The organism is Streptacidiphilus sp. PAMC 29251, assembly GCF_054208735.2.
In genome coordinates this window covers 7574606-7599653 of sequence record NZ_CM135725.2, presented here as the reverse complement: position 1 = coordinate 7599653, position 25048 = coordinate 7574606, and the positions used below count along the sequence as shown (strand labels likewise).

At 73.8% G+C, this 25048-nt stretch carries 17 protein-coding genes, 2 pseudogenes and 1 riboswitch; of the genes and pseudogenes, 11 read left to right on the top strand and 8 right to left on the bottom strand.

Features of this window, described 5'->3' with window-relative positions:
- The first annotated feature begins 3 nt into the window (after positions 1-3).
- Positions 4-1372, top strand: a pseudogene (locus ACXKR8_RS35965) (cobyrinate a,c-diamide synthase).
- On the opposite strand, the gene ACXKR8_RS35960 reads toward ACXKR8_RS35965, so the two are convergent.
- Positions 1362-2408: a hypothetical protein gene (locus ACXKR8_RS35960; protein ID WP_458268733.1), complete on the bottom strand. Its 1047-nt coding sequence runs from the start codon at positions 2406-2408 to the stop codon at positions 1362-1364. The pseudogene ACXKR8_RS35965 and the gene ACXKR8_RS35960 sit on opposite strands and share 11 nt — an antisense overlap.
- A 303-nt stretch (positions 2409-2711) precedes the next feature.
- Entirely contained in the window at positions 2712-5048 is a 2337-nt protein-coding gene (locus ACXKR8_RS35955) for an ATP-binding protein (RefSeq protein WP_458268732.1), read from the bottom strand.
- A gap of 171 nt (positions 5049-5219) precedes the next feature.
- A riboswitch (cobalamin riboswitch) is annotated at positions 5220-5362 on the top strand.
- Positions 5363-5448: 86 nt separating this feature from the next.
- On the opposite strand from ACXKR8_RS35955, the gene cobI reads away from it, so the two are divergent.
- The 8 genes from cobI (at position 5449) to ACXKR8_RS35915 (ending at position 15125) form a co-directional block, all read left to right on the top strand.
- On the top strand, positions 5449-6183 hold the full coding sequence (gene cobI / locus ACXKR8_RS35950) for a precorrin-2 C(20)-methyltransferase (RefSeq protein WP_458268731.1): 735 nt from the start codon (positions 5449-5451) through the stop codon (positions 6181-6183).
- On the top strand, positions 6180-6992 hold the full coding sequence (cobM, locus tag ACXKR8_RS35945) for a precorrin-4 C(11)-methyltransferase (protein ID WP_458268730.1): 813 nt from the start codon (positions 6180-6182) through the stop codon (positions 6990-6992). The genes cobI and cobM overlap by 4 nt, the downstream gene beginning before the upstream one ends.
- 11 nt (positions 6993-7003) lie before the next feature.
- Entirely contained in the window at positions 7004-8257 is a 1254-nt protein-coding gene (gene cbiE, locus ACXKR8_RS35940; protein WP_462099962.1) for a precorrin-6y C5,15-methyltransferase (decarboxylating) subunit CbiE, read from the top strand.
- On the top strand, positions 8254-9951 hold the full coding sequence (gene cobJ / locus ACXKR8_RS35935) for a precorrin-3B C(17)-methyltransferase (RefSeq protein ID WP_458268728.1): 1698 nt from the start codon (positions 8254-8256) through the stop codon (positions 9949-9951). Before cbiE ends, cobJ begins: the two co-directional genes overlap by 4 nt.
- Positions 9948-10547: a precorrin-8X methylmutase gene (locus tag ACXKR8_RS35930; protein WP_458268727.1), complete on the top strand. Its 600-nt coding sequence runs from the start codon at positions 9948-9950 to the stop codon at positions 10545-10547. The genes cobJ and ACXKR8_RS35930 overlap by 4 nt, the downstream gene beginning before the upstream one ends.
- A complete protein-coding gene (locus tag ACXKR8_RS35925; RefSeq protein ID WP_458268726.1) occupies positions 10544-11431 on the top strand; it encodes a sirohydrochlorin chelatase in 888 nt (295 codons plus the stop codon). The genes ACXKR8_RS35930 and ACXKR8_RS35925 overlap by 4 nt, the downstream gene beginning before the upstream one ends.
- Positions 11421-12512 (top strand): Rv2231c family pyridoxal phosphate-dependent protein CobC, encoded by a 1092-nt coding sequence (gene cobC, locus ACXKR8_RS35920; protein ID WP_458268725.1) that lies wholly within the window; start codon positions 11421-11423, stop codon positions 12510-12512. Before ACXKR8_RS35925 ends, cobC begins: the two co-directional genes overlap by 11 nt.
- A 117-nt stretch (positions 12513-12629) precedes the next feature.
- The gene (locus tag ACXKR8_RS35915) at positions 12630-15125 is read left to right on the top strand and encodes a polysaccharide lyase 8 family protein (RefSeq protein WP_458268724.1); all 2496 of its coding nucleotides are present in this window, start codon (positions 12630-12632) and stop codon (positions 15123-15125) included.
- Between the two features lie 17 nt (positions 15126-15142).
- On the opposite strand, the gene ACXKR8_RS35910 is transcribed toward ACXKR8_RS35915, so the two are convergent.
- Positions 15143-16129 (bottom strand): SCO1860 family LAETG-anchored protein, encoded by a 987-nt coding sequence (locus ACXKR8_RS35910; RefSeq protein ID WP_458268723.1) that lies wholly within the window; start codon positions 16127-16129, stop codon positions 15143-15145.
- Between the two features lie 210 nt (positions 16130-16339).
- Positions 16340-17017, bottom strand: a complete 678-nt coding sequence (locus ACXKR8_RS35905; RefSeq protein WP_458268722.1) for a uracil-DNA glycosylase — start codon at positions 17015-17017, stop codon at positions 16340-16342.
- 99 nt (positions 17018-17116) lie between these two features.
- Here ACXKR8_RS35905 and ACXKR8_RS35900 point away from each other — a divergent pair, with 99 nt between their 5' ends.
- A complete protein-coding gene (locus ACXKR8_RS35900) occupies positions 17117-17815 on the top strand; it encodes a rhomboid-like protein (RefSeq protein ID WP_458268721.1) in 699 nt (232 codons plus the stop codon).
- Here the strand turns inward: ACXKR8_RS35900 and ACXKR8_RS35895 are convergent.
- The 4 genes and pseudogenes from ACXKR8_RS35895 to ACXKR8_RS35880 form a co-directional block, all read right to left on the bottom strand.
- Positions 17801-18454, bottom strand: coding sequence for a hypothetical protein (locus ACXKR8_RS35895; protein ID WP_458268720.1), 654 nt, complete (start codon positions 18452-18454; stop codon positions 17801-17803). The genes ACXKR8_RS35900 and ACXKR8_RS35895 overlap by 15 nt on opposite strands.
- 111 nt (positions 18455-18565) lie before the next feature.
- A complete protein-coding gene (locus ACXKR8_RS35890; RefSeq protein ID WP_458268719.1) occupies positions 18566-19675 on the bottom strand; it encodes an amidohydrolase family protein in 1110 nt (369 codons plus the stop codon).
- Positions 19672-22197 (bottom strand): aminopeptidase N, encoded by a 2526-nt coding sequence (pepN, locus tag ACXKR8_RS35885; RefSeq protein WP_458268718.1) that lies wholly within the window; start codon positions 22195-22197, stop codon positions 19672-19674. Before pepN ends, ACXKR8_RS35890 begins: the two co-directional genes overlap by 4 nt.
- A 93-nt stretch (positions 22198-22290) precedes the next feature.
- Positions 22291-23849: pseudogene (locus ACXKR8_RS35880) on the bottom strand (aldehyde dehydrogenase (NADP(+))).
- A gap of 117 nt (positions 23850-23966) precedes the next feature.
- Here ACXKR8_RS35880 and ACXKR8_RS35875 point away from each other — a divergent pair.
- Complete coding sequence (locus ACXKR8_RS35875) at positions 23967-24761, top strand: IclR family transcriptional regulator (protein ID WP_458268716.1); 795 nt, start codon at positions 23967-23969, stop codon at positions 24759-24761.
- The last annotated feature ends 287 nt before the right edge of the window (positions 24762-25048 follow it).

Here is a 25048-nt window from a genome sequence, read left to right as displayed (position 1 = left end):
GGGATGACGCCGCTCCCCCGGGTGGTCCTCGCCGCGCCCTCCTCCGGCAGCGGCAAGACCACCGTGGCCACCGGGCTGATGGCCGCGCTCAGCGCGCGGGGGCTGGCCGTGTCGCCGCACAAGGTCGGACCCGACTACATCGACCCCGGCTACCACGCGCTGGCCACCGGGCGTCCTGGGCGGAACCTGGACCCCTTCCTGTGCGGGGAGGAGCGGCTGGCGCCGCTGCTGCTGCACGGGGCGGCCGGGGCGGACATCGCCGTGGTCGAAGGGGTGATGGGGCTGTTCGACGGGGCCGCCGGGCGCGGAGAGTTCGCGTCCACCGCGCATGTGGCGAAGCTGCTGCGGGCGCCGGTGGTACTGGTGGTGGACGCCTCCTCGCAGAGCCGCTCGGTGGCGGCACTGGTGCACGGCTTCGCCTCCTGGGATCCGGAGGTGCGGCTCGGCGGGGTGATCCTCAACCGGGTGGGCTCGGACCGGCACGAGGAGATGCTGCGAGAGGCCCTGGAGCAGGGCGGCGGGGTGCCGGTGCTGGGCGCGATCCGACGGCAGCCGGCGGTGGCGACACCGAGCCGGCACCTCGGACTGATCCCCGCCGTCGAACGTGACGCCGAAGCCGTGCGCGCGGTGCGGGAGATGGGCGAGCTGGTGCGAGCCGGGGTGGACCTGGACGCGCTGCTGGCGCTGGCCCGCAGCGCCCCTCCGCTGGCTGACGCCCCGTGGGATCCCGCGGCCGAGATTCGCCGCACACGGCGGCCCGGTGGGCGGCCGTCCGGTGGTGGCGCTGGCGTCGGGGGCCGCGTTCTCGTTCTCCTATGCCGAGAACGCCGAACTGCTGGCCGCCGCCGGGGCCGAGGTCGCGCCGTTCGACCCGCTGCGCGACGAGAAGCTGCCGGAGGGCACATCCGCGCTGGTCATCGGCGGCGGCTTCCCGGAGGTGTATGCGGCGCAGCTCTCCGCCAACGGCGCGCTGCGGGAGTCGGTACGGGCGCTCGCCGCCTCCGGCGCGCCGCTGCTGGCGGAGTGCGCCGGTCTGCTCTACCTCGCGCGCTCCCTGGACGGGGCGCCGATGTGCGGGGTGCTGGACGCGGAGGCCCGGATGACCGAGCGACTGACGCTGGGCTACCGCGAGGCGGTGGCGCTGTCCGACAGCCCGCTCGCCGTCGCCGGGACCCGGCTGAACGGGCATGAGTTCCACCGCACGGTGATCGACCCCGGCGCGGGCTCTGCGGCTGCCTGGGGCTGGCGCGGCCCGTCCGGACCCAGCACCGAGGGCTTCACCGCCCCCGGCCTGCACGCCTCGTACCTGCATCTGCACTGGGCCGGCGCACCGCAGATCGCCACCCGACTCCTGCGACAGCTCAGCGGTTGATCCGGCGGAGCTGCTCGCGGCCGTGGGCGCGCAGCAGGAACGGCAGCCGGTAGCGCTGCGCCCCGGCGCCGTAGGGCACCAGCACCGAGCTGCGGATCAGGCCGACCCAGGCCTGCTCCAGCGCGTACGCGGCGAGGTCGGGGTCGGCGCAGGCCTGCTGCGCCTCGGCCAGGTCGAAGCCGACCGGGACCGAGGAGAGCCGGGCCCAGAGCAGCCGTTCGGCGTCCGTGCACAGATCGTGGCTCCACTCGGCGGCCGCGCGCAGGGTGCGGTGCGGCAGATAGCGGCCGCTGCTGGCGGCCCGGTCCGGGGGAAGCGGCACCGGGCCCAGCGCCAGCAGCCCGGCCGGGCGGGACACCTCGGACATCAGCTGACGCGGGCTCAGCTCGGTGAGACGTCCGGCGGCGAGTTCGATGGCCAGCGGGTTGCGGTCCAGCAGGTGGCACAGCGGCAGCGCGTCCAGGTGCTCCAACCCGCTGCGGGCGAAGGCCGGGGCGCCGAACTGGCGGGCCCGGGTGCAGAGCAGGGCGGTGGCCGGGCCCTCGGCGAGCGGCTCCAGGCGCTGGATCCGCTCGTAGCGGGAGCCGGTGGTGGTGCGGCCGACCGCGAGCACCACCAGCTCGGGGCAGGTGTCGATGAGGTACTCGATGATCGCGGCGCCCCGGCCCTGGAGCCGTTCGCAGCCGTCCAGGACCAGCAGGGTGGGCTCGGTGGCCAGGTGCTGGGCGAGCGAGCCGAGCTCGGATCCGCCGTCCCTGACGTGCACGTCCAGGACATAGCCGAGAGTGCTGGCGAAGAGTTCGGGGGCGAGCAGACCGCTGAGGTCGACGGTGCTCACCCGGCACGGGCGCAGCGCCGGGGCGACGGCGGCGGCCGCGGCGGCGAGCCGGGACTTGCCGACCCCGGCCGGGCCGGTCAGCGCGACCAGCCGCTGCCCGAACAGGGCACGGCTCAGCGCGGCGAGTTCACGCCCTCGGCCGAGCAGGGCGTCATCGGTGGGGCAGGCTTCGGAGGGGACGACTGCTTCGATGCTCATGGGCGGCGTCCTGGCGCTGGTCGGAGTCGATGGGGCCGGCCGCGGCACCCTCATGCTTCCAGTGGAACCGGGGGAGCCCCTGCTGAAACTGCGGATGCCGCGGCGGACGCTTGGGCCGCCCCCCGTTACCGTGACCAGAAACCCTTGCGGACTCCCTGCTGTACGGCGTCGGTGCGGCCTGGCGTGATCTCAGACTCGCCCTGCGACAGGGGGCCCGGCATCGGTAACGGAACGATTCGGGTATACCTAGTTCTGCGAAGGTACGTACCTACAACGTGCCCGCTGTGCTGTCGAAATGACGACTCAGGCGTTGCGCTGGGAGCGGGCGACCACCGCGGTGATCTCGGCGCGCGAGGAGGCGCCGAGCTTGGCCAGGATGTGCTCGACATGGGCGTCGGCGGTACGCTTGGAGATCACCAGCAGCTCGGCGACCTCGCGGTTCGACAGCCCCTTCGCGACCAGGTGGGCGACCTCCCGCTCGCGGCGGGTGAGCATGTCCGCACCGGTCGGGGGCTGTTCCTGACGGGGCGCGGGCAGCAGCAGGTCGGCGTCGGTGAGGGCCGACTCGATCACCAGCTCCAGGTCGACTCCGGCGCCCAGCCGGACCCCTGCCTCGAACTCCTCGTCGCCCACGGCGTCCCGCGCGCTCTGCTCGACCACCTGGTGCACCCCGCGCATCTCCCGGACGCCGCTGAGCGGCAGGCCCGAGCGCTTCCAGCAGGTCTGGGCCGCACCCAGCAGCCAGGCGCCCCTGCCGTGCCGCCCGGACCGCACCGCGAGCCAGCCGAGCACCTCCAGGGCGTAGGCGATGCCGGTGGGCTCCCCCAACTCGGCCTTGGCGGCCAGGGCTTCCCTCGCGCTCACGGCGCAGTCGGTGCTCTCGCCCTCGTTGTAGAGACTAAGGGCCCGCCCCACCAGCAGATAGCCCCGCATCCAGCACTCGGCCGGGGCGTCGGCCAGGGCGGCCAACTGCTGGTCGTAGGCGGCGGTGGCCGCGCTCCACTTCCCGGCGAGCAGCCGGCTGAGGCCGAGGTGCATCATCATCAGCGCCTCGGCGGTGGGATCCGTGCCGAACTCGATGTGGGCGGCGATCTGCTGGGAGTGGTACTGGACCGCGTCATGGTCGCCGCGCCAGCCGGCCGACTGCGCCAGGAAGTGGTGGGCGTGGGTGCGCAGCCGGTTGTCGTCCAGCGCCTCGGCGATCGCCAGTGCCTCGTTGAGGCCGGCCAGGGCGGTGTCGTGGTCGCCCCGGAAGAGGGAGAGATTGGCACCCCAGCTGAGCGCCAGCGAGCGGGCCGCCGTGGGCTCGGGCTGGACGGCGAGGGCGCGGTCCAGCCAGAGCCGGCCCTCGGCGAGCAGCCCGGAGCAGACCCAGAACTCCCACAGCTCGGTGGTGAGGGCCAGGGCGCTGTCGGGGGCCTCGGCGCTGTTGGCGATGCAGAAGTCCACGGCCGCACGGAGGTTCTCGATCTCCATCAGCAGCCCACGGAAAAAGGGCAGTTGATCATCAGTCAGAAAGTCCGCCCGGAAGTCCCGGACCGCCCTGCGGTAGTGGTCCAGGTGCCGGGCCCGGACCGCGCACTCCTCGCCGGCCTTCGCCAGCCACTCGCCGCCGTACTCGCGGATGGTGTCCAGCAGGCGGTAACGGGTGCCGCCGGACGATTCGTCGACTCGTAGCACCACCGACTTGTCGACAAGTCCGATCAGGTGCTCCACCACCGCCTCGGAGCGCAGCTCCCCGCCCGCGCAGACCTGCTCCACCGCGGCGAGGTCGAAGCTCCCGGCGAAGACCGAGAGCCGGGCCCAGAGCAGCCGCTCCTCGGGCGTGCACAGCTCATGGCTCCAGCCGATGGTGGTCCTTAGCGTCTGGTGCCGGGGCAGCAGCGCGCGCCGACCGCCGGTCAGCAGCCGGAAGCGGTCCTCCAGCCGCGCCGCCAGCTGCTCCAGCGGGATCGCCCGCAGCCGCACCGTCGCCAGCTCGATCGCCAGCGGGATCCCGTCCAGTCGGCGGCAGAGCGCCAGCACATCGTCGCGGTTGTCCCCGGTGAGCCGGAATCCGGGCAGGACGGCCGCCGCGCGCTGGGCGAACAGGGCCACCGCTCCCCCGCCGTCGGCCTCCTCCGGCTCGACCGGCAGCGGTGGGATCACCAGGGTGTGCTCGCCCGGGACGTCCAGCGGCTGACGGCTGGTGCTGAGGATGCTCACTCCGGGCGCGTCCCGGAGCAGCAGGTCGGCGAGCATGGCGCAGGCGTCGACCAGGTGCTCGCAGGTGTCCAGCAGCAGCAGGATCGAGCGGTCGGCCAGGTAGTCGGTGAGGAAGTCCAGCGGCGGCCGGACCGTCTGGTCGATGAGGCCGAGCGCCACACACACCGCCCGGGGCAGCAGCTCGGCGTCCTTGAGGCCGGAGAGCTCGACCAGGAACACCCCGTCGTGGTAACGGTCCTGGTGCCGCTCGCGCAGCCGGGCCGCGGTGCGCAGCGCTATCCGGGTCTTGCCGACGCCGCCGGGGCCGGTCAGGGTGACCATCCGCGCCTGTACCAGCAGCCTTTCCACGGATGCCAGTTCGACCCCGCGTCCGACAAAGCTGGTGACCTCGGCCGGGAGATCGCCGGCCCGCCTGCCCTGGACGCCTAAGGTCATGCCCACCTCACACGCATCGCCGGTACTCACCGTTCCGATCGTATCGGGACTGTCCCGCTCCGCGCCGGTGATCAGCAAGAACAGTTCCGCGGGGACCGGAGTGACGTGGGTCATCCCACAGGCCGCCGGGCCCGCTCCCGGTTGACTGGCCACCAGCGGGCATGGTGGGATTTCGAGGCCTGATACGGCGGCAATGATGAGGAAGTCCGGTGCGAATCCGGCGCGGTCCCGCCACTGTCACCGGGCGGCGCGCCCACCGCATCGGGCGCGGTCGTCCGCGAGCCAGGAACTCTGGCCGCCGTCACCACGACACGGGGCGCGGACCCCGAGTGAGGACTGCCCCCATGCGCTGCCGCGCCGTTGTGCCCTTCTGCCTGCGCGCCGTCCGATGACGCCGCCCATGGACGCGTTGCGTCTGGTCGGGGTGGGCATGGGCCCGGGTGACCCCGAGCTGGTCACCGTCAAGGCGGTGCGGATCCTGCGCGAGGCCGCGGTGATCGTCGTCCCGGTGCTGGACACCGGGGAGACCGGGCGGGCCGAGGCCACCGTGCTGCAGCACACCGAGCCCGGCGCCAAGGTCGAGCGGATCGTCTTCGCCCTCAACGAGCGCCAGGACACGGCCAGGCGCGAGGCCGCCTGGGACGCCGCCGGCGCCCGCGTCGCCGAGCTGCTGCGGGAGCACGGCAGCGTCGCCTTCGCGACCATCGGCGACCCCAATGTCTACTCCACCTTCACCTACCTCGCGCAGACCCTGGTCCCGCTGCTGCCGGGGCTGGTGGTGGAGACCGTCCCCGGCATCACCGCCATGCAGGACCTGGCCGCGCGCAGCGGCACCGTGCTGGCCGAGGGCACCGAGCCGCTCACCCTGGTCCCGGTCACCGCGGGCTCCGACGTGCTGCGGGACGCCCTGGCCGGGCCCGGCACGGTCGTCGCCTACAAGTTCGGACGGCTGGCGGCGCAGGTCACCGAGGCGCTGCGGGAGACCGGCCGGGACGGCAGCGCGGTCTGGGGCTCCGCGCTGGGCCTGCCGGACGAGCGGATCCGCCCGGCCGGGCATCCGCTGGACGGCCCGCTCCCCTACCTCTCGACCCTGATCGCACCCGCGACCCGTACCCGCCGTGGAGGCAAGCTGTGAGCGATCGACCTGTCGGCAAAGTGACCTTCGTGGGCGCCGGGCCCGGCGCCGCCGACCTGCTGACGTTCCGTGCGGCCCGGGCGATCGCCGAGGCCGACACGGTGATCTGGGCCGCCAGCCTGGTCCAGGCCGAGGTGCTGGAGCACGCCCGCGCGGACGCCGAGATCCTGGACTCCTCGCTGATCCCGATGGAGGACGTGCTCGCGGTCTACGTCCGGGCCGCCGCGGAGGGCCGGAAGGTCGCCAGGATCCACTCCGGCGACCCCTCGCTCTGGGGCGCGGTGCAGGAGCAGTTGGACCGCTGCCGGGAGCTGGGCCTGGACACCGAGATCGTCCCCGGGGTCTCCTCGTTCGCCGCCGTCGCCGCCATCGCGCAGCGGGAGCTGACCATTCCCGAGGTGGCCCAGAGCGTCATCCTGACCCGGCTCGGCGGCGGCAAGACGCCGATGCCGCCCGGCGAGGAGGTGCGGGACTTCGCCCGGCACGGCACCACCATGGCGATCTTCCTCTCCGCCGCCAGGAGCAAGCAGTTGGTCGAGGAGCTGACGGCGGGCGGCTATCCGCCGGAAACCCCGGTGATCATCGCCTACCAGGCCACCTGGCCGGACGAGCTGGTGCTGGAAGGGACGCTGGAGACGCTGGAGGCCACCGTCAAGGAGCACCGGCTGTGGAAGCACACCCTGTTCCTGGTCGGCCCGGCGCTCGCCGCGACCGGCACCCGCTCGCACCTCTACCACCCCGGCCACTTCCACGGCTTCCGCCGCGCGGACCCGGCCGCGCGGCGCGCCCTGCGCGGCACGCCGCAGTGACGTCCGGCGCAGTGACGTCCGGCGCACGGATCATTGTGCTGGGTGCGGCACTGGCTCCGGACCATCGCGCGCTGGTCGACGGGGCCGCGCTGGTGCTGGGCGCGCAGCGGCATCTGGATACCGCGGGGGTGAAGGACGAGCGCGCGGTGGTGCTGGGACCGCTGGCCCCCGCGCTGGACCGGGTGGCCGCGGCGACCGGCCGGGTGCTGGTGCTGGCCTCCGGCGACCCCGGGTTCTTCGGCATCGTCCGGGCCCTCGCCGAGCGCTTCGGCCCCGACGCCCTGGACGTGCGGCCGGGGGTGAGCAGCATCGCCGAGGCCTTCGCCAGGCTCGGGCTGCCCTGGGACGACGCCGTGGTCGTCAGCGCCCACGGCCGCGACCCGCGGACCGCGTTCAATGTCTGCCGGGCGCAGCGCAAGGTCGCCGTGCTGACCGCGCCCGGCGCGGGTCCGGCCGAGATCGGCGCGGCGCTGCTGGCGATGCCGGGGGTGGAGCGGCGACTGGTGGTCGCCACCGACCTGGGCGGCGCCGGTGAGTCGGTGCAGCAGGTGACCCCGGCTCAGGCCGCCGCCCGGGACTGGCCGGGAGTGCAGGTGGTGCTCTGCCTGGGCCCGGGCGCAGCCCTCGGCCCGATGCGGTCGCTGGCCGGACCCGCCCGGCCCGCCGAGAGCGGCTGGGGCCTGCCCGAGGACGCCTTCGACCACCGCGACTCGCTGGTCACCAAGGCCGAGATCCGCGCCCTGGCCCTGGCCAGGCTCGGGCCCCGACCGGGCGAACTGGTCTGGGACATCGGCGCCGGCAGCGGCTCGGTGGCCGTGGAGTGCGCCCGGCTGGGCGCCGCCGTGGTCGCCGTGGAGCGGGCCGAGGACGGCGCCGACCGGGTCCGCGCCAACGCCGCCGCGCACGGGGTGGACGTGGCCGTGGTCCACGGCAGCGCCCCGCAGGCGCTGGACGGTCTGCCGGACCCTGACGCCGTCTTCGTCGGCGGCGGAGCCGATCTGCCCGCCATCGTCACCGCCTGCGCCGAGCGGGCCCGGCGGACGGTGGTGGTGACCCTGGTCGCCCTGGACCGGGTGCCCGGCGTGCGGGCGGCGCTGCTCGCGGCCGGCTTCAGCGCCGAGGGCGTGCAGCTCCAGGTGTCCCGGCTGGCCCCGCTGCCGGGCGAGATCTCCCGACTGGCCGCCATCAACCCCGTTTTTGTGCTCTGGGGCACCAGAATCAATCTGGGCACCGGAGTTGACCCAACGTCAGGAGCACTCACGTGATCGGCCTGATCGCCGCCACCGCCGCCGGCCGCCGGGCCGCCGTCGACCTCGCCGAAGCCCTCGGGGGCTGCGTCCTCTACGAGGAGGGGTCGGTCGCGGCCTCGATCGATCGCGCCTGGGAGGAGTGCGGGCAGTTGGTCTGCTTCCTCGCCACGGGTGCGACCGTGCGCCTGGTGGCCCCGCTGCTGGCGGACAAGCGCAACGACCCCGGCGTGGTCTGCGTGGACGAGGGACGCCGCTTCGCGGTCGGGCTGCTCGGCGGCCACGGCGGCGGCGCCAACGCGCTGGCCGCGGCGGTCGGCGCGGCGCTGGGGGCCGTCCCGGTGGTGACCACCGCGACGGACGCCACCGGCGTGCCGGGCCTGGACACCCTGGGCTGGCACACGGAGGGCGAGGTCGCCGCCGTCAGCCGGGCCCTGCTGGACGGCGAGCCGGTCCGACTGGTCGCGGACGCGACCTACCCGCTGCCCGCGCTGCCGCGGAACCTCAGCGCGGACGCACCGGCGGACGCACCCGCGGTCGTCATCAGCGACCGCGTCCAGGGCGAGCAGGCCTCCCCCACGGTGACCCTGCGTCCGCGCAACCTGGTGGTCGGCGTCGGTGCGAGCCGGGGTGCGTCGGCCGAGGAAGTCATCGGCCTGATCGAGGCAGCGCTGGCCGACGCCGGGCTCAGCCGACACTCCGTCAACTACCTGGCCACGGTGGATGCCAAGGCCGAGGAGCCCGGGCTGCTGGCAGCCGCCCTCGCGCTGGGTGTCGAGCTGGTCGCCTACCCGGCCGAGCAGTTGGCCGCGATCACCGTGCCCAACCCCTCCCCAGCGCCCATGGCCGCCGTCGGCACCGCGAGCGTGGCCGAGGCGGCGGCGCTGGCGGGCGGCGGCGAACTCCTGGTCCCCAAGCGCAAGTCGGCGCCGGAGGGCCGGGCCGCGATGGCCACCGTGGCGATCGTCCGCAGGGCGCCGCGCGGGCGGCTGGCCGTGGTCGGCCTGGGCCCGGGGGCGCGCGATCTGCTCACCCCGCGGGCCAGCGAGGAACTGCGCCGGGCCTCGATCATCGTCGGCCTGGACCAGTACGTTGACCAGATCCGCGATCTGCTGCGGCCTGGCACCAGGATCGAGGAGACCGGCCTCGGCGCGGAGGAGGCCAGGGCCCGTAGCGCGGTCCAACTCGCCGAGCAGGGGCACGCGGTGGCGCTGATCGGCAGTGGCGACGCCGGCGTCTACGCGATGGCCTCCCCGGCGCTGGCCGAGGCGGGCCCCGACATCGACGTGGTCGGCGTCCCCGGCGTCACCGCCGCACTGGCGGCCTCCTCGCTGCTGGGCGCGCCGCTGGGCCACGACCATGTGTCGATCAGCCTGTCCGACCTGCACACCCCCTGGGAGGTGATCGAGCGCCGGGTCCGGGCCGCCGCCGAGGCCGATCTGGTGGTCACCTTCTACAACCCGCGCAGCCGGGGCCGCGACTGGCAGCTGCCCAAGGCGCTCAGCCTGCTGGCCGAGCACCGCGAGCCGTCCACCCCGGTCGGCGTCGCGCACGCGATCTCCCGTCCGGACGAGTGGCACACCGTCACCTCGCTGGCCGAACTGGACGTCACCACGGTCGACATGACGACCGTGGTGGTGGTCGGCAACACCGCCAGCCGCGAAGTCGCCGGACGCATGGTCACCCCGCGCGGTTACCGGTGGCAGGCATGAGCGCCCGTCAGGTGCACCCGATCGAGCGCGAGTCCTACCGCCGGCTGCGCTCCCGGCTGGACACCGCTCACCTGCCGCCGCTGACCCGGGCGGTGGCCGAGCGGGTGATCCACTCCAGCGCCGACCTCTCCTACCTCGACGATCTGGTGATCGCCGACGAGGCCGTGCTGCGCACCGCCGCCGAGGCGCTGGCAGCCGGAGCGCCGCTGGTCGCGGACGTGGAGATGGTCGCCGCCGGGATCACCGCACGGCGGGCGCTGTGCCGGGTCCGCGAGGCCAAGGGCGATCCGGCCACCGGGCTCACCCGCTCCGCCGCCGCCGTGCGGATGGCGCTGGCCGAGGTCGGCCCCGGGGCGGTCTGGGTGATCGGCTGCGCCCCGACCGCACTGGAGGAACTGCTGCTGCTGGACGCCCGTCCGGCGCTGGTGATCGGCCTGCCGGTGGGATTCGTCGGCGCGGCCGAGTCCAAGGCCGCGCTGCGCGCCTCGGGGCTGCCCGCCGTCAGCAATGTCTCCGAGAAGGGCGGTTCGGCAGTCGCCGCCGCCGCCGTCAACGCCCTGCTCTACCCCGACCTGTACGAGGAGCCCCACCTGTGAAGCCCCCAGCCCTGCTCATCGTCGGCCACGGCACCCGCGACGAGGCCGGTGCGGAGGCCTTCCGCTCCTTTGTCGCCGGCCTGCAGGACCGGTTGCCGGACACCCCGGTCGGCGGCGGCTTCATCGAGCTGTCGCCGCCGCCGCTGGCCGACGCCGTGGCCGGACTGGTCGCGGCGGGCTCCCGCCGGTTCGCCGCCGTCCCGCTGGTGCTGGTCTCGGCCGGGCACGCCAAGGGCGACATCCCGGCCGCGCTGGTCCGCGAGCGCGAGCGGCACGCCGGCACCTCCTTCGCCTACGGGCGCCCGCTCGGCCCGCACCCCTCGCTGCTGACCGTGCTGGAGCGCCGTCTCGACGAGGTGCTGCCGCGCGAGCTGCGGGCGGAGACCACGGTGCTGCTGGTCGGCCGGGGCTCCACCGACCCGGACGCCAACGCCGAGGTGGTCAAGGTCGCCCGGCTGCTCTGGGAGGGCCGCGGGCTGGCCGGCGTGGAGACCGCGTTCGTCTCGCTGGCCGCGCCCGACGTCCCGTCCGGGCTGGAGCGCTGCCGGCTGCTGGGCGCGAAGCGGATCGTGGTGCTGCCCTACTTCCTGTTCACCGGGATCCTGCCGGAGCGGGTCGAGCGGCAGGCCGCCGACTGGGCCGCCGGGCACCAGGATCTGGACCTGCGCCAGGCCGCCGTGATGGGCGCCACCGACGAGCTCGCCGAGCTGGTGCTGACCCGCTACCGGGAGGCTCTCGCCGGAGATGTGCGGATGAACTGCGACACCTGCGTCTATCGTGTCGCCATGCCTGGATTCGAGGACCGCGTCGGCGCGGAACAGCGCCCCCATCACCACCCTGACGATCCAGCTCACAGTCACGGCCCGCACTCGCATGTCCACTGACGGCCGGCACGACCTGCACGGCCCGCGTGACCTGCGTGGTTCACACGACCTGCACGCCCGGCACGACCTGCGCCATCACGGCGACACCGAGGTCGGCGGCGGTCTGACCGACCTGGCCGTGAACGTACGGGCGGGCACGCCCCCACCGTGGCTGCGCTCGCTGCTGGCGACCGCCCTCACCAACCTCGCCGCCTACCCGGACGGACGCGCCGCCCGCGCGGCCGTCGCCCGGCGGCACCGCCGCCCGGTCGAGGAGGTGCTGCTCACCGCGGGTGCGGCCGAGGCCTTCGTGCTGCTGGCGCGGACCCTGCGGCCGCGCCGCGCGGTGGTGGTGCACCCGCAGTTCACCGAGCCGGAGGCGGCGCTGCTCGACGCCGGGCACACCGTGGAGCGGCTGATCCTGCGCCCCGAGGACGGCTTCCGGCTCGACCCGGCCGCCGTCCCGGAGGACGCGGACCTGGTGGTGGTCGGCAACCCGACCAACCCGACCTCGGTGCTGCACCCGGCCGCCGACCTGGCCGCGCTGGCCCGTCCGGGCCGGGTGCTGGTGGTGGACGAGGCCTTCGCCGACACCGTCCCCGGGGAGGCGGAGAGCCTGGCCGGGCGCAGCGACCTGCCGGGGCTGGTGGTGCTGCGCAGCCTGACCAAGACCTGGGGGCTGGCCGGGCTGCGGATCGGCTATGTGCTGGCGCCGCCGCCGCTGGTCGCCGCGCTCTCGACCGCGCAGCCGCTGTGGCCGGTGTCCACGCCGGCCCTGGTCGCGGCCGAGGCCTGCAGTTCCCCGGCGGCGCTGGCGGAGGCGGAGGCGGCCGCGCGGGCGACCGCCGAGGACCGCGCCTATCTGCTGTCGCGACTGGCCGAGCTGCCCAGCATCCTGACCTACGGTCAGCCCGCCGCATCGTTCGTGCTCATCCGGATGCCGGACGCGACCGGGATCAGGGAGCGGCTGCGCGGCACCGGCTTCGCGGTCCGCCGCGGGGACACCTTCCCAGGTCTGGGACCTGACTGGCTCCGGATCGCGGTGCGCGGCCGGGCCACCCTGGACGCCTTCTGCGAGGCGCTGACCGCCTTACTGCTCTGACCCTCCCTCACTTCCCGTGATTCACATACTTGAACTTTGTCCACCCCCTTGACTCGGGTGGTGGTCTAGACGTGTCATGTCTAGACCCTGACCCGACGTCAACGAGGACGCAAAGCCATGGACGACAGCACGCCCCTCGCCGCCCCCCTGCGCCGACGCCACTTCCTCGGTGCGGGCGCAGCCGTGACCGGAGCCGCACTGATCGGGATCGGCGGAGCCGGCCCCGCCGACGCCGCAGGCACCGCCACCGCCGCCACCACGCCGACAACCACCAACGCGGCGGCCACCCCCGACGCCTTCGACCAGCTGCGCGGAGTCTGGTCCGACATCCTCACCGGCGGCAGCGCCGTCGATCCGACCGACTCGGACTACACCGCGGCGATCGCCACCATCGACGCCATCGCCGCGGCCGCGATCGCGCTCTACGACACCTCGGCCAACCCGCCGGCCGTCTACACCGACCTGCCGTTCACCCATGTCGAGAACGGCAGCGGTACCTACTACCGGCTCAGGGACAGCTCCATCGCCTGGGCCACCCCCGGCTCGGTCTACTACCAGAGCGCGTCGCTGCTGGCGCAGATCCTGGCCGGCCTCCAGCTCATCGGCGCTAAGTACTACAATCCGGCCTCGCCCGAGGTCGGCAACTGGTACCACTGGGAGATCGGCGCCCCGCAGGCCCTGGTCAACGCCTGCGCCGTGCTCGGCAGCCAGGTCGCGCCCGCCGACCTCGCCTCCTACCTGGCCACCGTGGGGCACTTCGTCCCGGACCCGACGCACCAGCAGACCGGCACCGTGCTCACCACCGGGGCCAACCGCTCCGACATGTGCCAGATCACCATCCTGCGCGGCATCCTGGCCAAGGACGGCGACCTGATCGCGCTGGGCCGGGACAAGCTGTCCGACATCTTCCCCTACGTCACCACCTCGGACGGCTACTACCAGGACGGCGGTTACATCCAGCACAACAACATCGCCTACAACGGGCACTACTCCTACGTTTTGCTGAACGACCTCAGCCAGCTCTCGCTGCTGCTGAACGGCTCCAGCTGGCCGGTCAGCGACCCCAACTTCGAGGTCATCCTGGACGCGGTGGACCTCACCTACGCGCCGTTCATGTACGACGGCCTGGTCATGGACGTGGTCAGGGGACGCTTCCTGGGCCGCCAGCTGGAGACCGACCACGACGCCGGCCACGCCATCACCGAGGCGATCCTGCGGCTGATCCCGGTCGGCTCCCGGGCCCAGCAGAAGCGCTGGAAGGCCCTGGTCAAGGGCTGGGTCCAGCGGGAGACCTTCGCCGGGATCAAGGCCAGCGCGACCCCGGCCCGGATGGTGCTGGTGAAGTCCGTGCTGGACGACAAGAAGGTCCATGCCTCCACCCAGGGCCCGGACCACGTCCGACAGCCCTCGATCGAGCGCGCCGTGCACCGCCGCAAGGGCTGGGGCTGGACGGTCGCCCTGTCCAGCAGCCGGGTCGCCCGGTTCGAGTCGCTGAACGGCGAGAACCTGCGCGGCTGGCACACCGGCGACGGCGCGACCTACCTCTACAACCGCGACAACGGGCACTACACCGACGTCTACTGGCCCACCGTGGACAGCACCCGGCTGCCCGGGGTCACCGCCGACACCGTCCCCGCCGCGATCACCGCAGGCAATGCGACGCTGCCGCCGACCACCTGGTCCGGCGGCGCGGTGCTCGAAGGCACCTGGGGCGCGGTCGGCCTGGACCTGGTCCCCTTCGGCTCGCCGCTGCGGGCCCGGAAGTCCTGGTTCTGCCTGGACGACACCGTGGTGGCGCTGGGCGCCGGGATCACCGGCAGCAGCGGCCACACCATCGAGACCACCCTCGAGAACCGCAACCTGCACGCCGCGGGCAGCAACCGGCTCACCGTCAACGGCCGGACCCAGCCGTCCACCCCCGGCTGGAGCGGCAGCTTCGCGGCCAAGGGCTGGGCGCACCTGGAGGGCGTCGGCGGCTACATCCTGCCGACCGGCGCCGCCGGGGCGGCCACCCTGCACGCACTGCGCGAGCAGCGCACGGGCGCCTGGGCCGACGTCGACAACGGCGCCAGCACCGGCGGCACCACCGTCCCCTACACCAGGACCTACGCCACGCTGTGGCTGGACCACGGCGTGGACCCCAGCGGCGGCAGCTACGTCTATCTGCTGCTGCCGGGGGCCAACGCCCGGGACACCGCCCACCGGGCGGCGCACCCGGACGTCACCGTCCTGGCCAACACCGCGGCCCTGCAGGCGATCCACTCGGCCGACGCCCGACTCACCGCCGCCAACTTCTTCACCGCCGGCGCCCTCCCCTCCGTGGGCGCCGGCGGTCGGTCGGCGGCCGGGCTGCAGATCTCCGACCTGGCCGTGAGCGGCCCGGCCTCGGTGCTGGTCACCGAGCAGGGCGACCGGCTGACCCTGGCCGTCAGCGACCCGACCTGCACCCAGACCGCACTGACCGTCACCGTGGGCAGCAGGTCGCACTACCGCCGCGGATTCAGCGACGACCCCGGCGTCAAGGTGAGCCTGAGCGGGGGCAGCGCGGTGATCACCGTGGACCTCACCCAGGGCCTCCCCGGCACCTCCCGCACGGTCCGGCTGTCCCGCTGATCGGTTTTTTGGCGGGGTCAGTGCGAACGGCGGCGCCGACGGGTGAGCACGACCGCTCCGGTGCCGGCGCCGAGCAGCACCAGCGCCGCCCCGGTGATCACCGGAGTGGAGCTGCCGCCCCCGGTCTCGGCCAGGTCCACCCTGGCCGGGGCCGGGGCCGGAGCCGTTGTGGCGGAGGCGGGCTGACTGGTCGTCACCGACACCGGCACGGCCGGGGCGCTGCTCGGGCCGGCCGGGCTGGACGGCGCGGCAGGGGTGGTCGTGACCGAGACCGGGGGTGTGCCGGGCGCACCGCCCCCGGTCTCCTTGCCCAACGCGCAGCGCACCGAGGCCAGTTCGACCTTGCCGCTGACCTTCACCACGTTCAGCTTGCCGGGGTTCACCGTGACATTCACCTCAAGGGCGGTGGCCGCCGCCGTCCTGGAGGTCACCGACTTCTTGGAGAACTGCACATCGACCACGCCGATACCGGGCGCCTCCACATGGGTCGGGCCGACCGCGGTCAACGAGACCTTGGTGCCCAGCACGCTGACGTCGCCCAGCACGTTGACCTCGGCGGTGGGCCTGCCGTGCGCCGGGCAGTCGGCCTTGGCCTTGACCTCGTCCACCGTCACCACGTCCCGCAGCAGCAGCCCGGGGACCTTGACGTCCGCCGTGACCAGGTCGGCCGAGGCCCGCGCGCCGTCCTTGTCGACGACGGCCGAACTGTGGCCCACCTTGGCGTCGACCAGGGTCTGCGGCCCCCCGGCCGCCCCCTGCACGGTCGCGGTGAGCACACTGCCGTCGGCGCTCTGCGGCGCGTGCACGGAGTTGAGGCTGACGTCGACCGGGACGTCCAGGCTGTTCAGCAGGGCGACGTCCAGACTGATCCGCGCGGTCACGGCGGAGGCGCTACCGGCCGGATGTCCGTCCGAAGCGGCGGCGGCGGGCTGACCGGTCGCGGCCACCAGGGATACGGCGGCCAGGGCCCCCAGGGCAGCGGCGGATCGGCGGAAAACGAGCATGGTGGAACCCCCACGAAAGGCTGAACGCGAAGAAGGAACGCGTAGCGCGTAGAAAGAAACGGCCAGGCGCTCACCCCCTGTAACGGAGTGCCCGGACGCGATCTCGGATGCAGCCCATCTTTGCGAACCATGCGTCACTTTGGATGCACAGAGAGTCAGTTCACCCGAAAGAGTGACGGAACCTCAGGGTTCACTTAAGCAACGCCCAGCTCAGGAGAGGCGCCAGTCAATCGGCTGCGCGCCCTGCTGCTGAAGCAGCTCATTGGCCCGGCTGAACGGCCGGGAGCCGAAGAAGCCCCGGTCCGCCGACATCGGGCTGGGATGCGCCGCCTCCAGGCAGGGCGCGGGGCCCAGCAGTGGACGTAGATTGCGGGCGTCCCGTCCCCAGAGGATCGCCACCAGGGCCGGGCCCCGCGCCACCAGGGCCCGGATCGCCTGCTCGGTGACCGCTTCCCAGCCCTTGCCGCGATGGGCGGCCGGCTGGCGCGGCGCGGTGGTCAGCGCCCGGTTCAGCAGCAGCACCCCCTGCTGGGTCCACGGCGTCAGATCCCCGCTGGTCGGCGCGGGCAGGCCGAGGTCCTGCTGGTACTCCTGGAAGATGTTGACCAGGCTGCCCGGCAGCGGGCGCACCTCGGGCGCGACCGAGAAGCTCAGCCCCACCGCGTGCCCGGGCGTGGGGTAGGGGTCCTGCCCCATGATCAGCACCCGCACCTCGTCGAACGGCTGCTGGAACGCCCGCAGCACCTGCGGCCCCGGCGGCAGGTAGGTCCGCCCGGCCCCGATCTCGGCCCGGAGGAAGTCCCCCATCGCGGCGACCTGCCCGGCGACCGGCTCCAGGGCCTTCGCCCAGCCGGGTTCAACGATCTCGTTCAAGGGACGCGCAGCCATGGTCCGTCACTCTAACGGCTCACAGCCCCGGCGATCCACGCGCGGTCCTGACCCACTCACATCCGCGACATTCCGCCTGAACCGGGACAGAATCATCCTATGGACGCTTCCTCGGCACCCAAACCCGGCCGCCGACCCCGACAGGTCGTCGCCGGTGCCGCGGCCGCCGTGTGGAGGTACGTCCGGAGCGCGCCGGGGACATTCCTGTGGCTGCTGGCGCTGGCCGTCACCACCCACCTGCTCAACCGGATCAGCCCGGAGTTCCGCGACGAGTTCCTGCGCCAGCGCTCCACCAACCTGCACGAACTGGGGACCAGGCCGATCCGGGTGCTCATCGGCAGCGCCTTCTGGCTGGACGGCGGCGGCTGGCCCGCCTACTTCCTGCTCTACAACCTCTTCCATGTGCCGGCCGAGCGCTGGCTCGGCACCTGGCGCTGGCTCGGCGTCCTCGCCTTCGCGCACGTGGGCGCCACCTACATCAGCGAGGGCGTGCTGTACTGGGCCATCCGGCACGGCAACGCCCCGGCCTCCGCCGTCAACACCCTTGACGTGGGCGTGAGTTACGCACTGGCCGGGATCCAGGCGGTGCTGGTCTACCGGCTGGCGGCGCCCTGGCGCTGGTTCTACCTGGCCGTCCTGCTGCTCTGGTACGGCTCCGCCCTGGTCCACGGCCGCACCTTCACCGACGTCGGCCACTTCACCGCCGCGCTCCTCGGCCTGGCCTGCTACCCCCTGGTCAGGGGGCGCGGCACGCCGTGGAACCCGGCGGTGTGGCTGCGGTCGCTACGCGGTCACTGACGGGGCGGGCACTGCGGGCGCGGCGGGCACGGCGGGCGCGGCGGATGCGGTCGGCTCGGAGGCGAAGGCCAGCTGCAGCAGCTCGGCGTCCATCGGTCGGACCCAGTAGGAGCTGCCGCCCAGCTCCACCGAGCTGGTCATGCCGACGCGGGCCTGCACCTTGTTCTGCTGCACCCTGCCCTCGTGTACGGCAAAGGCCAGCGGCGGGGCGATCGGCTCGATCGACGTGCTCTTCCGGTTCTGCCAAGCCGCAGCGACCGCGCCGTCGGGGAGCCGCTGCAGCAGCAGACGGCCCATCACCTGGCTGCCGTCACGGTTGCCATAGGACAGCAGGGCCAGCCGGGTGCCGGCGTCCAGCCGCGCCAGATCCGTGGCGGCCGTCCCCGGTCCGCCCAGGTGCAGTCGGCCCAACAGCCGGTCGGCCCAGGTGCGCCGAACCGCCTGGGTCAGCTCGGCGCCGTCCGTGGCCGCCGGGTGCAGCGAGAGCGGCAGGAAGGCCGCCACCTGCTGGATCAGCACGGCGGCGAGGAACCCACAGATCGCCCCGCCCACTGCCCCGCCGAGCAGGTCGCCTCCGACGAAGCCGGCGACCACGATCAACACCAGCCCGGTCTGCGCAATCCTGGCACCTGTCCGCATCCTGCAACTCCCACCCGATCGGCCCCGTGAGCCGGTCGGCCCTGGCGGCCGACTGACGGGCCGAACAGTAGTGGATCGCCTCAGCACCGGAGCAGCCGGGCCACCGTCCCCCTACCCCCGCACCACTCCGCGCAGCACGATGCAGTGCGGGTCGGCCAGCACCCGGACGTCGGCGCGCGGATCCTCCGGGTAGACGACCAGGTCGGCCGGGGCTCCCTCGTCCAGCCCGGGACGGCCCAGCCACTCCCGCGCCCCCCAGCTCGCGGCCGACAGCGCGGCCAGCGGCGGCAGCCCGGCCCGGACCAGTTCGGCGACCTCCGCCGCGACCAGGCCGTGCGGCAGCGACCCGCCCGCGTCGGTGCCGACAAAGACCGGGACGCCTGCCTCGTACGCCGCCCCGACGGTGGCGTAGCGGCGGGCGTGAAGGTCCCTCATGTGCTCGGCGTAGCGGGGGTACTTGGCCTCCCCGCCGGCCGCGATCGAGGGGAAGGTCGCGATGTTGACCAGGGTCGGCACCACCGCGATGCCGCGCTCGGCGAACAGCGGGACGGTCTCCTCGGTGAGCCCGGTGGCGTGCTCCACGCAGTCGATCCCGGCCGCCGCCAGGTCGGCCAGCGACTCCTCGCCGAAGACGTGCGCGGTGACCCTGGCCCCCTCCGCGTGCGCCGCGCCCATGGCCTCGTCCAGCGCCCAGCGCGGCCAGCAGGGGGCCAGGTCGCCGGTCTCCCGGTCGATCCAGTCGCCGACCAGCTTCACCCAGCCGTCCCCGCGCCGCGCCTCCTGCCGGACGTACGCGGCGAGGTCGCCGGGCTCGATCTCATGGGCGAAGTTGCGGATGTAGCGGCGGGTGCGGGCGATATGGCGTCCGGCCCGGATGATCCGGGGCAGGTCCTCGCGGTCGTCCACCCACCGGGTGTCGGACGGGGAGCCGGCGTCCCGCAGCAGCAAGGTGCCCGTGTCGCGGTCGGTCAGCGCCTGCTTCTCGCTGGTGTCGCGGTCCACCGCGCCCTCGGCGCCCAGGCCGACGTGGCAGTGCGCGTCCACCAGTCCCGGCAGCACCCAGCCGCGGACGGTGCGGACCTCGGCCGGGGGCGCGGCCGCAGCGCCGGTGGGCCGGTCGTAGCTGATCCGGCCGCCGACCACCCACAGCTCGTCCCGCACCTCCTCCGGCCCGACCAGGATCCGCCCCCGCAGATGCAGCACATCGGTGCTCGCGCTCACTCCGCGCCGCCCCCGCTCACGGCCGCAGGTGCGGCTTCCGCCGCCTGCCGCGCGGCGACGGCGCGGCGCAGGTCGTCGAGCTGGTCCGCGAGCGCGCGGCGCAGCGCCGCGGTGAGGTCCGTCCTGGCCAGGCAGTCCTCGGCAGCGGTCACCGTCGCCGGGGTGGCGGCGAAGGCCGGGAAGCCGTAGCGGCCGAGCACCCGGCCGAGCGCGGGCCCGCGCCGTTCCGCCGCCGCGACCACCGCGGCGAAGTAGCGCTGCGGGCGGTCGCCCAGCAGCTCGGCCTGCTCCGGCTGCCAGAAGCCCTGCACGGTGGCCTGGACCAGGTAGTTGGAGAGGTCGCTCTCGAACAGCACCGCCCAGGCCGCCTCCTTGGCCGCCGGGTCCGGCAGCGCGGCCCGGCAGCGGGCCGCGCCCTCCTGCCCGGTGGCGCTGGGGTCGCCGGCCAGCTCGGCGGCGATCTCGTCCTCCCCGGCCGCGCCGAGGACGCAGAGCCGCAGCAGCAGCGCCCAGCTCAGGTCCGGGTCGAGCAGCGGACCGCCGGGGACGCCGCCCTCCTCGCGCCAGGACTCCAGCACCGCCAGCTCGGCCGGGGTGGACGAGACGCTGATCAGGGTGCGGACCGCGACCAGCCGCAGCCCGGTCTCGTCCGCGCCGCCCTCGGTGCGCCGCAGCAGGTCGCGGCAGACCCCGGCCAGCAGGGCCAGGGCGGCCGGTCGCTGATCGGGCGTCAGGAACCGGTCCGCCACGCTCTCCCGGGCGAAGCCCAGCACCGACTGCACCAGGTGCACCGACTCCTCCCCCGGCAGGTGCAGGGCGACCAGCTGCAGGTACTCGACCGGGCTCAGCTCGCCGTCCCGGACGAGATCCCTGGCCGCACTCCAGAGCACTGCTCTCGCCGGCTCCTCCGGGATCGCGCCCAGCGACTCGCGGACGGTCTGCCAGGAGCGCGGATCGAAGCGGATCTTGACGAACCCCAGGTCGGTGTCATTGAGCAGCAGCAGGTCGGGGTCGCCCGCGCCGGGCTGCTCGAACTCGTGCTCGGGCTCGGCCGGGAGGTCGTAGGAGCGCCGCCCGCGCAGCACCAGCTGCCCCTGCGGCGAGCGCTCGTACGCGGCGGCGGTGATCAGGTGCGGACGCAGCTGGCCGTCGGCGGAGGTCTGCAGGATCCGTCCGTCCTCGATCCGCAGGGTGTCCATCCCGCTGGTGCGCAGCCAGCGGTCGGACCAGCTGTGCACATCCCGGCCGCTGGCCGCGCCCAGCGCCTCCAGCAGGTCGGCGAGGGTCGCGTTGCCGTAGGCGTGCCGCTGGAAGTGGGCGTTGACGCCCTTGTAGAAGGACTCCTCGCCGAGCCAGGCGACCAGCTGGCGCAGCGCGGACGCGCCCTTGACGTAGCTGATGCCGTCGAAGTTCTGCAGCGCCTCGGCGGTGTCGTCCACCACCTCGGGGGCGACCGGGTGGGTGGACGGGCGCTGGTCGGCCTCGCAGCCCCAGGTCTTGCGTCCGGCGGTGTAGCCGGTCCAGGCGCCGGTCCAGCGGGTGGACTCGGAGACGACCTGGTAGGCCATGTACTCGGCGAAGGACTCGTTCAGCCACAGGTCCTCCCACCAGCGCATGGTGACCAGGTCGCCGAACCACATGTGGGCCATCTCGTGGGCGATGACGATCGCCCGCTCCTCGCGCTCGGTGCTGGTGACCGCCGAGCGGAACACGAACTCCTCGCGGAAGGTCACGCAGCCGGGGTTCTCCATCGCCCCGGCGTTGAACTCCGGGACGAAGCACTGGTCGTAGGAGTCGAACGGGAACCGCTGGTCGAAGATCCGGTGGTAGTGGTCGAAGCTGCGCCGGGTGGTGTCGAGGATCTCCTCCGCGTCGGCGTCCAGGTAGCTGCCGAGCGAGCGGCGGCAGTGCAGGCCGAGGGGGATCCCGTCGTGCTCGGAGCGGACGCTGTGCAGCGGGCCGGCGACGACCGCGATCAGGGAGTTGCTGATCGGCGGCGTCGGCGCGAACACCCACCGGCCGTCCCCCTGCTGGACCGGCAGGCTGTTGCCGACCACGGTCCACTCGGCCGGGGCGGTCACGCTGACCTCGAAGGCGGCCTTCAGATCGGGCTGGTCGAAGCTCGCGAAGATGCGCGGGCCGTCGTCGAGGAACGCCTGCGAGTAGACATAGGCCTCGCCGTCCTCGGGGTCGACAAAGCGATGCATCCCCTCGCCGGTGTGCGAGTAGGCCATCTCGGCCTCGACCAGCAGCTCGTTCTCGGCGGCGAGGCCCTCCAGCGGCAGCCGCCCGTCCTCGAGCCCGGACGGGTCCAGCTGCTGCCCGTTCAGCACGGCCCGGAGCAGGGCGCGCGGCTTGACGTCGACGAAGCTGTTCACGCCGGGGCTGCTGCAGGCGAACTTGATCACCGTCACCGATCCGAAGACCTCGTCCCCCCGGGTGAGGTCAAGATCGACGGTGCTGCTGCGGACATCCAGCAGACGGCGGCGTTCGACGGCTTCAGCGCGAGTCAGTGCAGGCATGGGGATCATGCTGCCACTGCCCGGGCCCGCCCGTCACCCACCGCAGGCCCTGAGGCGGGGTGGCGGGGGGCGGACGGAGCCCAGGCAACGGCGTCAGCGCTGCAGTACGCCGTCCACCCGGCGGGGGACGACGACGCCGGGTCCGTCCGTGTCCGGGGCGCCGTCGCGCAGTTCCACCGGCAGCAGGGCCTGCGGGACGCTCTGGTACGCCACCGGGCGCAGCCAGCGCTCGATCGCCGTACCGCCCACCGAGGTGCTGGTGCCGGTGGTGGCCGGGTACGGGCCGCCGTGCTGCATGGCGGGGGCGACCGCGACCCCGGTCGGCCAGCCGCCGAAGAGGATCCGTCCGGCCAGCGGGGTGAGCCGGGCCAGCAGGTCGGCCGCGCCGGGCTCCCCCGGCTCCGCGTGCAGGGTGGCGGTGAGGTTGCCGGGAAGCCTGCCGAGGACCGCTGCCACCTCCGCCGCGTCGCTGTAGCGGACGACGACGGTGACCGGCCCGAAGCACTCCTCGAGCAGCAGCTCATAGGCATCGTGCGCGTCGCCGGCCCCACCCGCGTCGCCGGCCAGCAGCGCGGCCGGAACCGTCACGTACCCGGGCCGCACCGCATACCCGGCCTCCCCCGCCTGGACCGGCGCGGTGACCCCGGGCAGCCCGGCCCGCGCGGCGAAGCCGGCCAGGAAGCCGTCCCGCATCCGCGCGTCCAGCAGCGCCCGGAGGCCGCGTCCCCGGCCCCTGCAGTGAGCGACTTCTCCAGTCGGTCACCGGCCTCGCCGGCCGGCACCAGGACCAGCCCGGGCTTGGTGCAGAACTGCCCCATGCCCAGCGTGAAGGACCCGGCCAGCCCCGCGCCGATCTCCTCGGCCCGTGCGTCCGCCGCCGCCTCGGTCACCACGACCGGGTTGAGGCTGCCAAGCTCGCCGTGGAACGGGATCGGGGTCGGCCGCGCGGTGGCTAGGTCGTACAGGGCCCGGCCGCCGGCGATGGAGCCGGTGAACCCGGCCGCGCTGACCAGCGGGTGCTGCACCAGGTCGACCCCGGCCTGCCGCCCGTGCACCAGCCGGACCACGTCGGCCGGAAGACCGACCGCCTCCGCGCCCTCCCGCAGCGCCTTGGCCGCGAGCTCGCTGGTGGCGGGGTGATCGGGGTGCGCCTTGACCACGACCGCGCAGCCCGCGGCCAGCGCACTCGCCGTGTCGCCGCCGGGAACGCTGAAGGCGAAGGGGAAGTTGCTCGCCGCGAACACCGCGACCACGCCCACCGGCACCTTCCAGCGCCGCAGGTCAGGACGCGGCGCGGGCGCGGCGGCGGGGTCCGCGTGGTCGATCACCACGTCGAGGAACGCGCCCTCGTCGACGACCGCGGCGAACGCCCGCAGCTGATAGGTGGTCCGGGCCAGCTCGCCGGTCAGCCGTCCGGTGCCGAGCGCGGTCTCCGCGTCGGCGGTGGCGATCAGCTCCTCGCCGTGTGCCTCGAGCCGGTCCGCGGCGGCGCGGAGGAAGGCCGCCCGCAGGGTACGGTCCGCCAGCGCGGGGTGGGCGGCGTGGGCCGCCCGTACCGCGTCATCGACACCTTCCGTGCTCGCTTCGACCGTCACCTGCGCCGTCCGGGCACCGGTACGGGCGTCGACGCTCCACACTGGGGTGGTGTTCATCTGGGGTGGCCTCCATGACCGGCGGGCTCCATACAGAAGCATTCCATATGCTGAACGCTGTCCAGTATGCTGAACAATCTCGACAATACGTCCCGTCTAGAAAAGGGGTCAACCCCGATGCCCCAGCCCTCCCCCCAGCGCAGCGCCTCGGCGGACGCCGGCGGCGCCCAGGTCAAGTCTGCTGTCCGCACCGTCGAACTGCTGGAGTACTTCGCGGGGCGGCCGGGCATGCACAGCCTCGCCGAGGTGCAGGAAGCCGTGGGCTACCCCAAGAGCAGCCTCTACATGCTGCTGCGCACCCTGGTCGAGCTGGGCTGGGTCGAGACCGAGTCCACCGGCACCCGGTACGGCATCGGCGTCCGCGCGCTGCTGGTCGGCACCTCCTACATCGACGGCGACGAGGTCGTCGCCGCCGCCAAGGCCACCCTGGACCGGCTCGCCGACGACACCACCGAGACCATCCACCTCGCCCGGCTCGACGGCGCCGACGTCATCTACCTGGCCACCCGCCAGTCCCAGCACTACCTGCGGCCCTTCACCCGGGTCGGCCGCCGGCTGCCGGCCCACTCCACCTCGCTGGGGAAGGCGCTGCTCGCCACCTACAGCGACGAGGAGGTGCGCAAGCTCCTCCCGGCCAAGCTGGAACCGCTCACCGAGCAGAGCCACACGGACGTCGAGGCGCTGATCGAGGACCTGCACGCGATCCGCGAACGCGGCTACTCCATCGACGCCGAGGAGAACACGGTGGGCCTGCGCTGCTTCGGCATCGCCATCCCCTACCGCACCCCGGCCCGCGACGCCGTCAGCTGCTCCGTCCCCGTCGCCCGCCTCACCCCGGGCCGCGAACAGATGATCCGCGACGCCCTCTTCGACGCCCGAGACCGACTGACGCTGGCAACCCGGCACCTGTAGCCGGGGGGACCGCCGGGCGGGGGCGGGGCGCGCCTTGGGTGGGGTCGGCCTTGTCGGCGGGGCGGTGGCGGCGCCGTCTCGCGTCTCCGACGCAAAGCGGCCAACTACGCGGAGGGGGTGCCTGGGCGGGGCGCCGTTGCCGGGCGACGGGCGGTGCCGGGGGCGCGCGTTGCGTGGGGTCGGCCTTGTCCGCGCGGCGCCCCTGCACCGTCTCGCGGCTTCGCCGCAAGGCGCCAACAACGCGGACGGAGGGGGGCCGCCAGGCGGACCGCCGTTGCCCCGCAGGC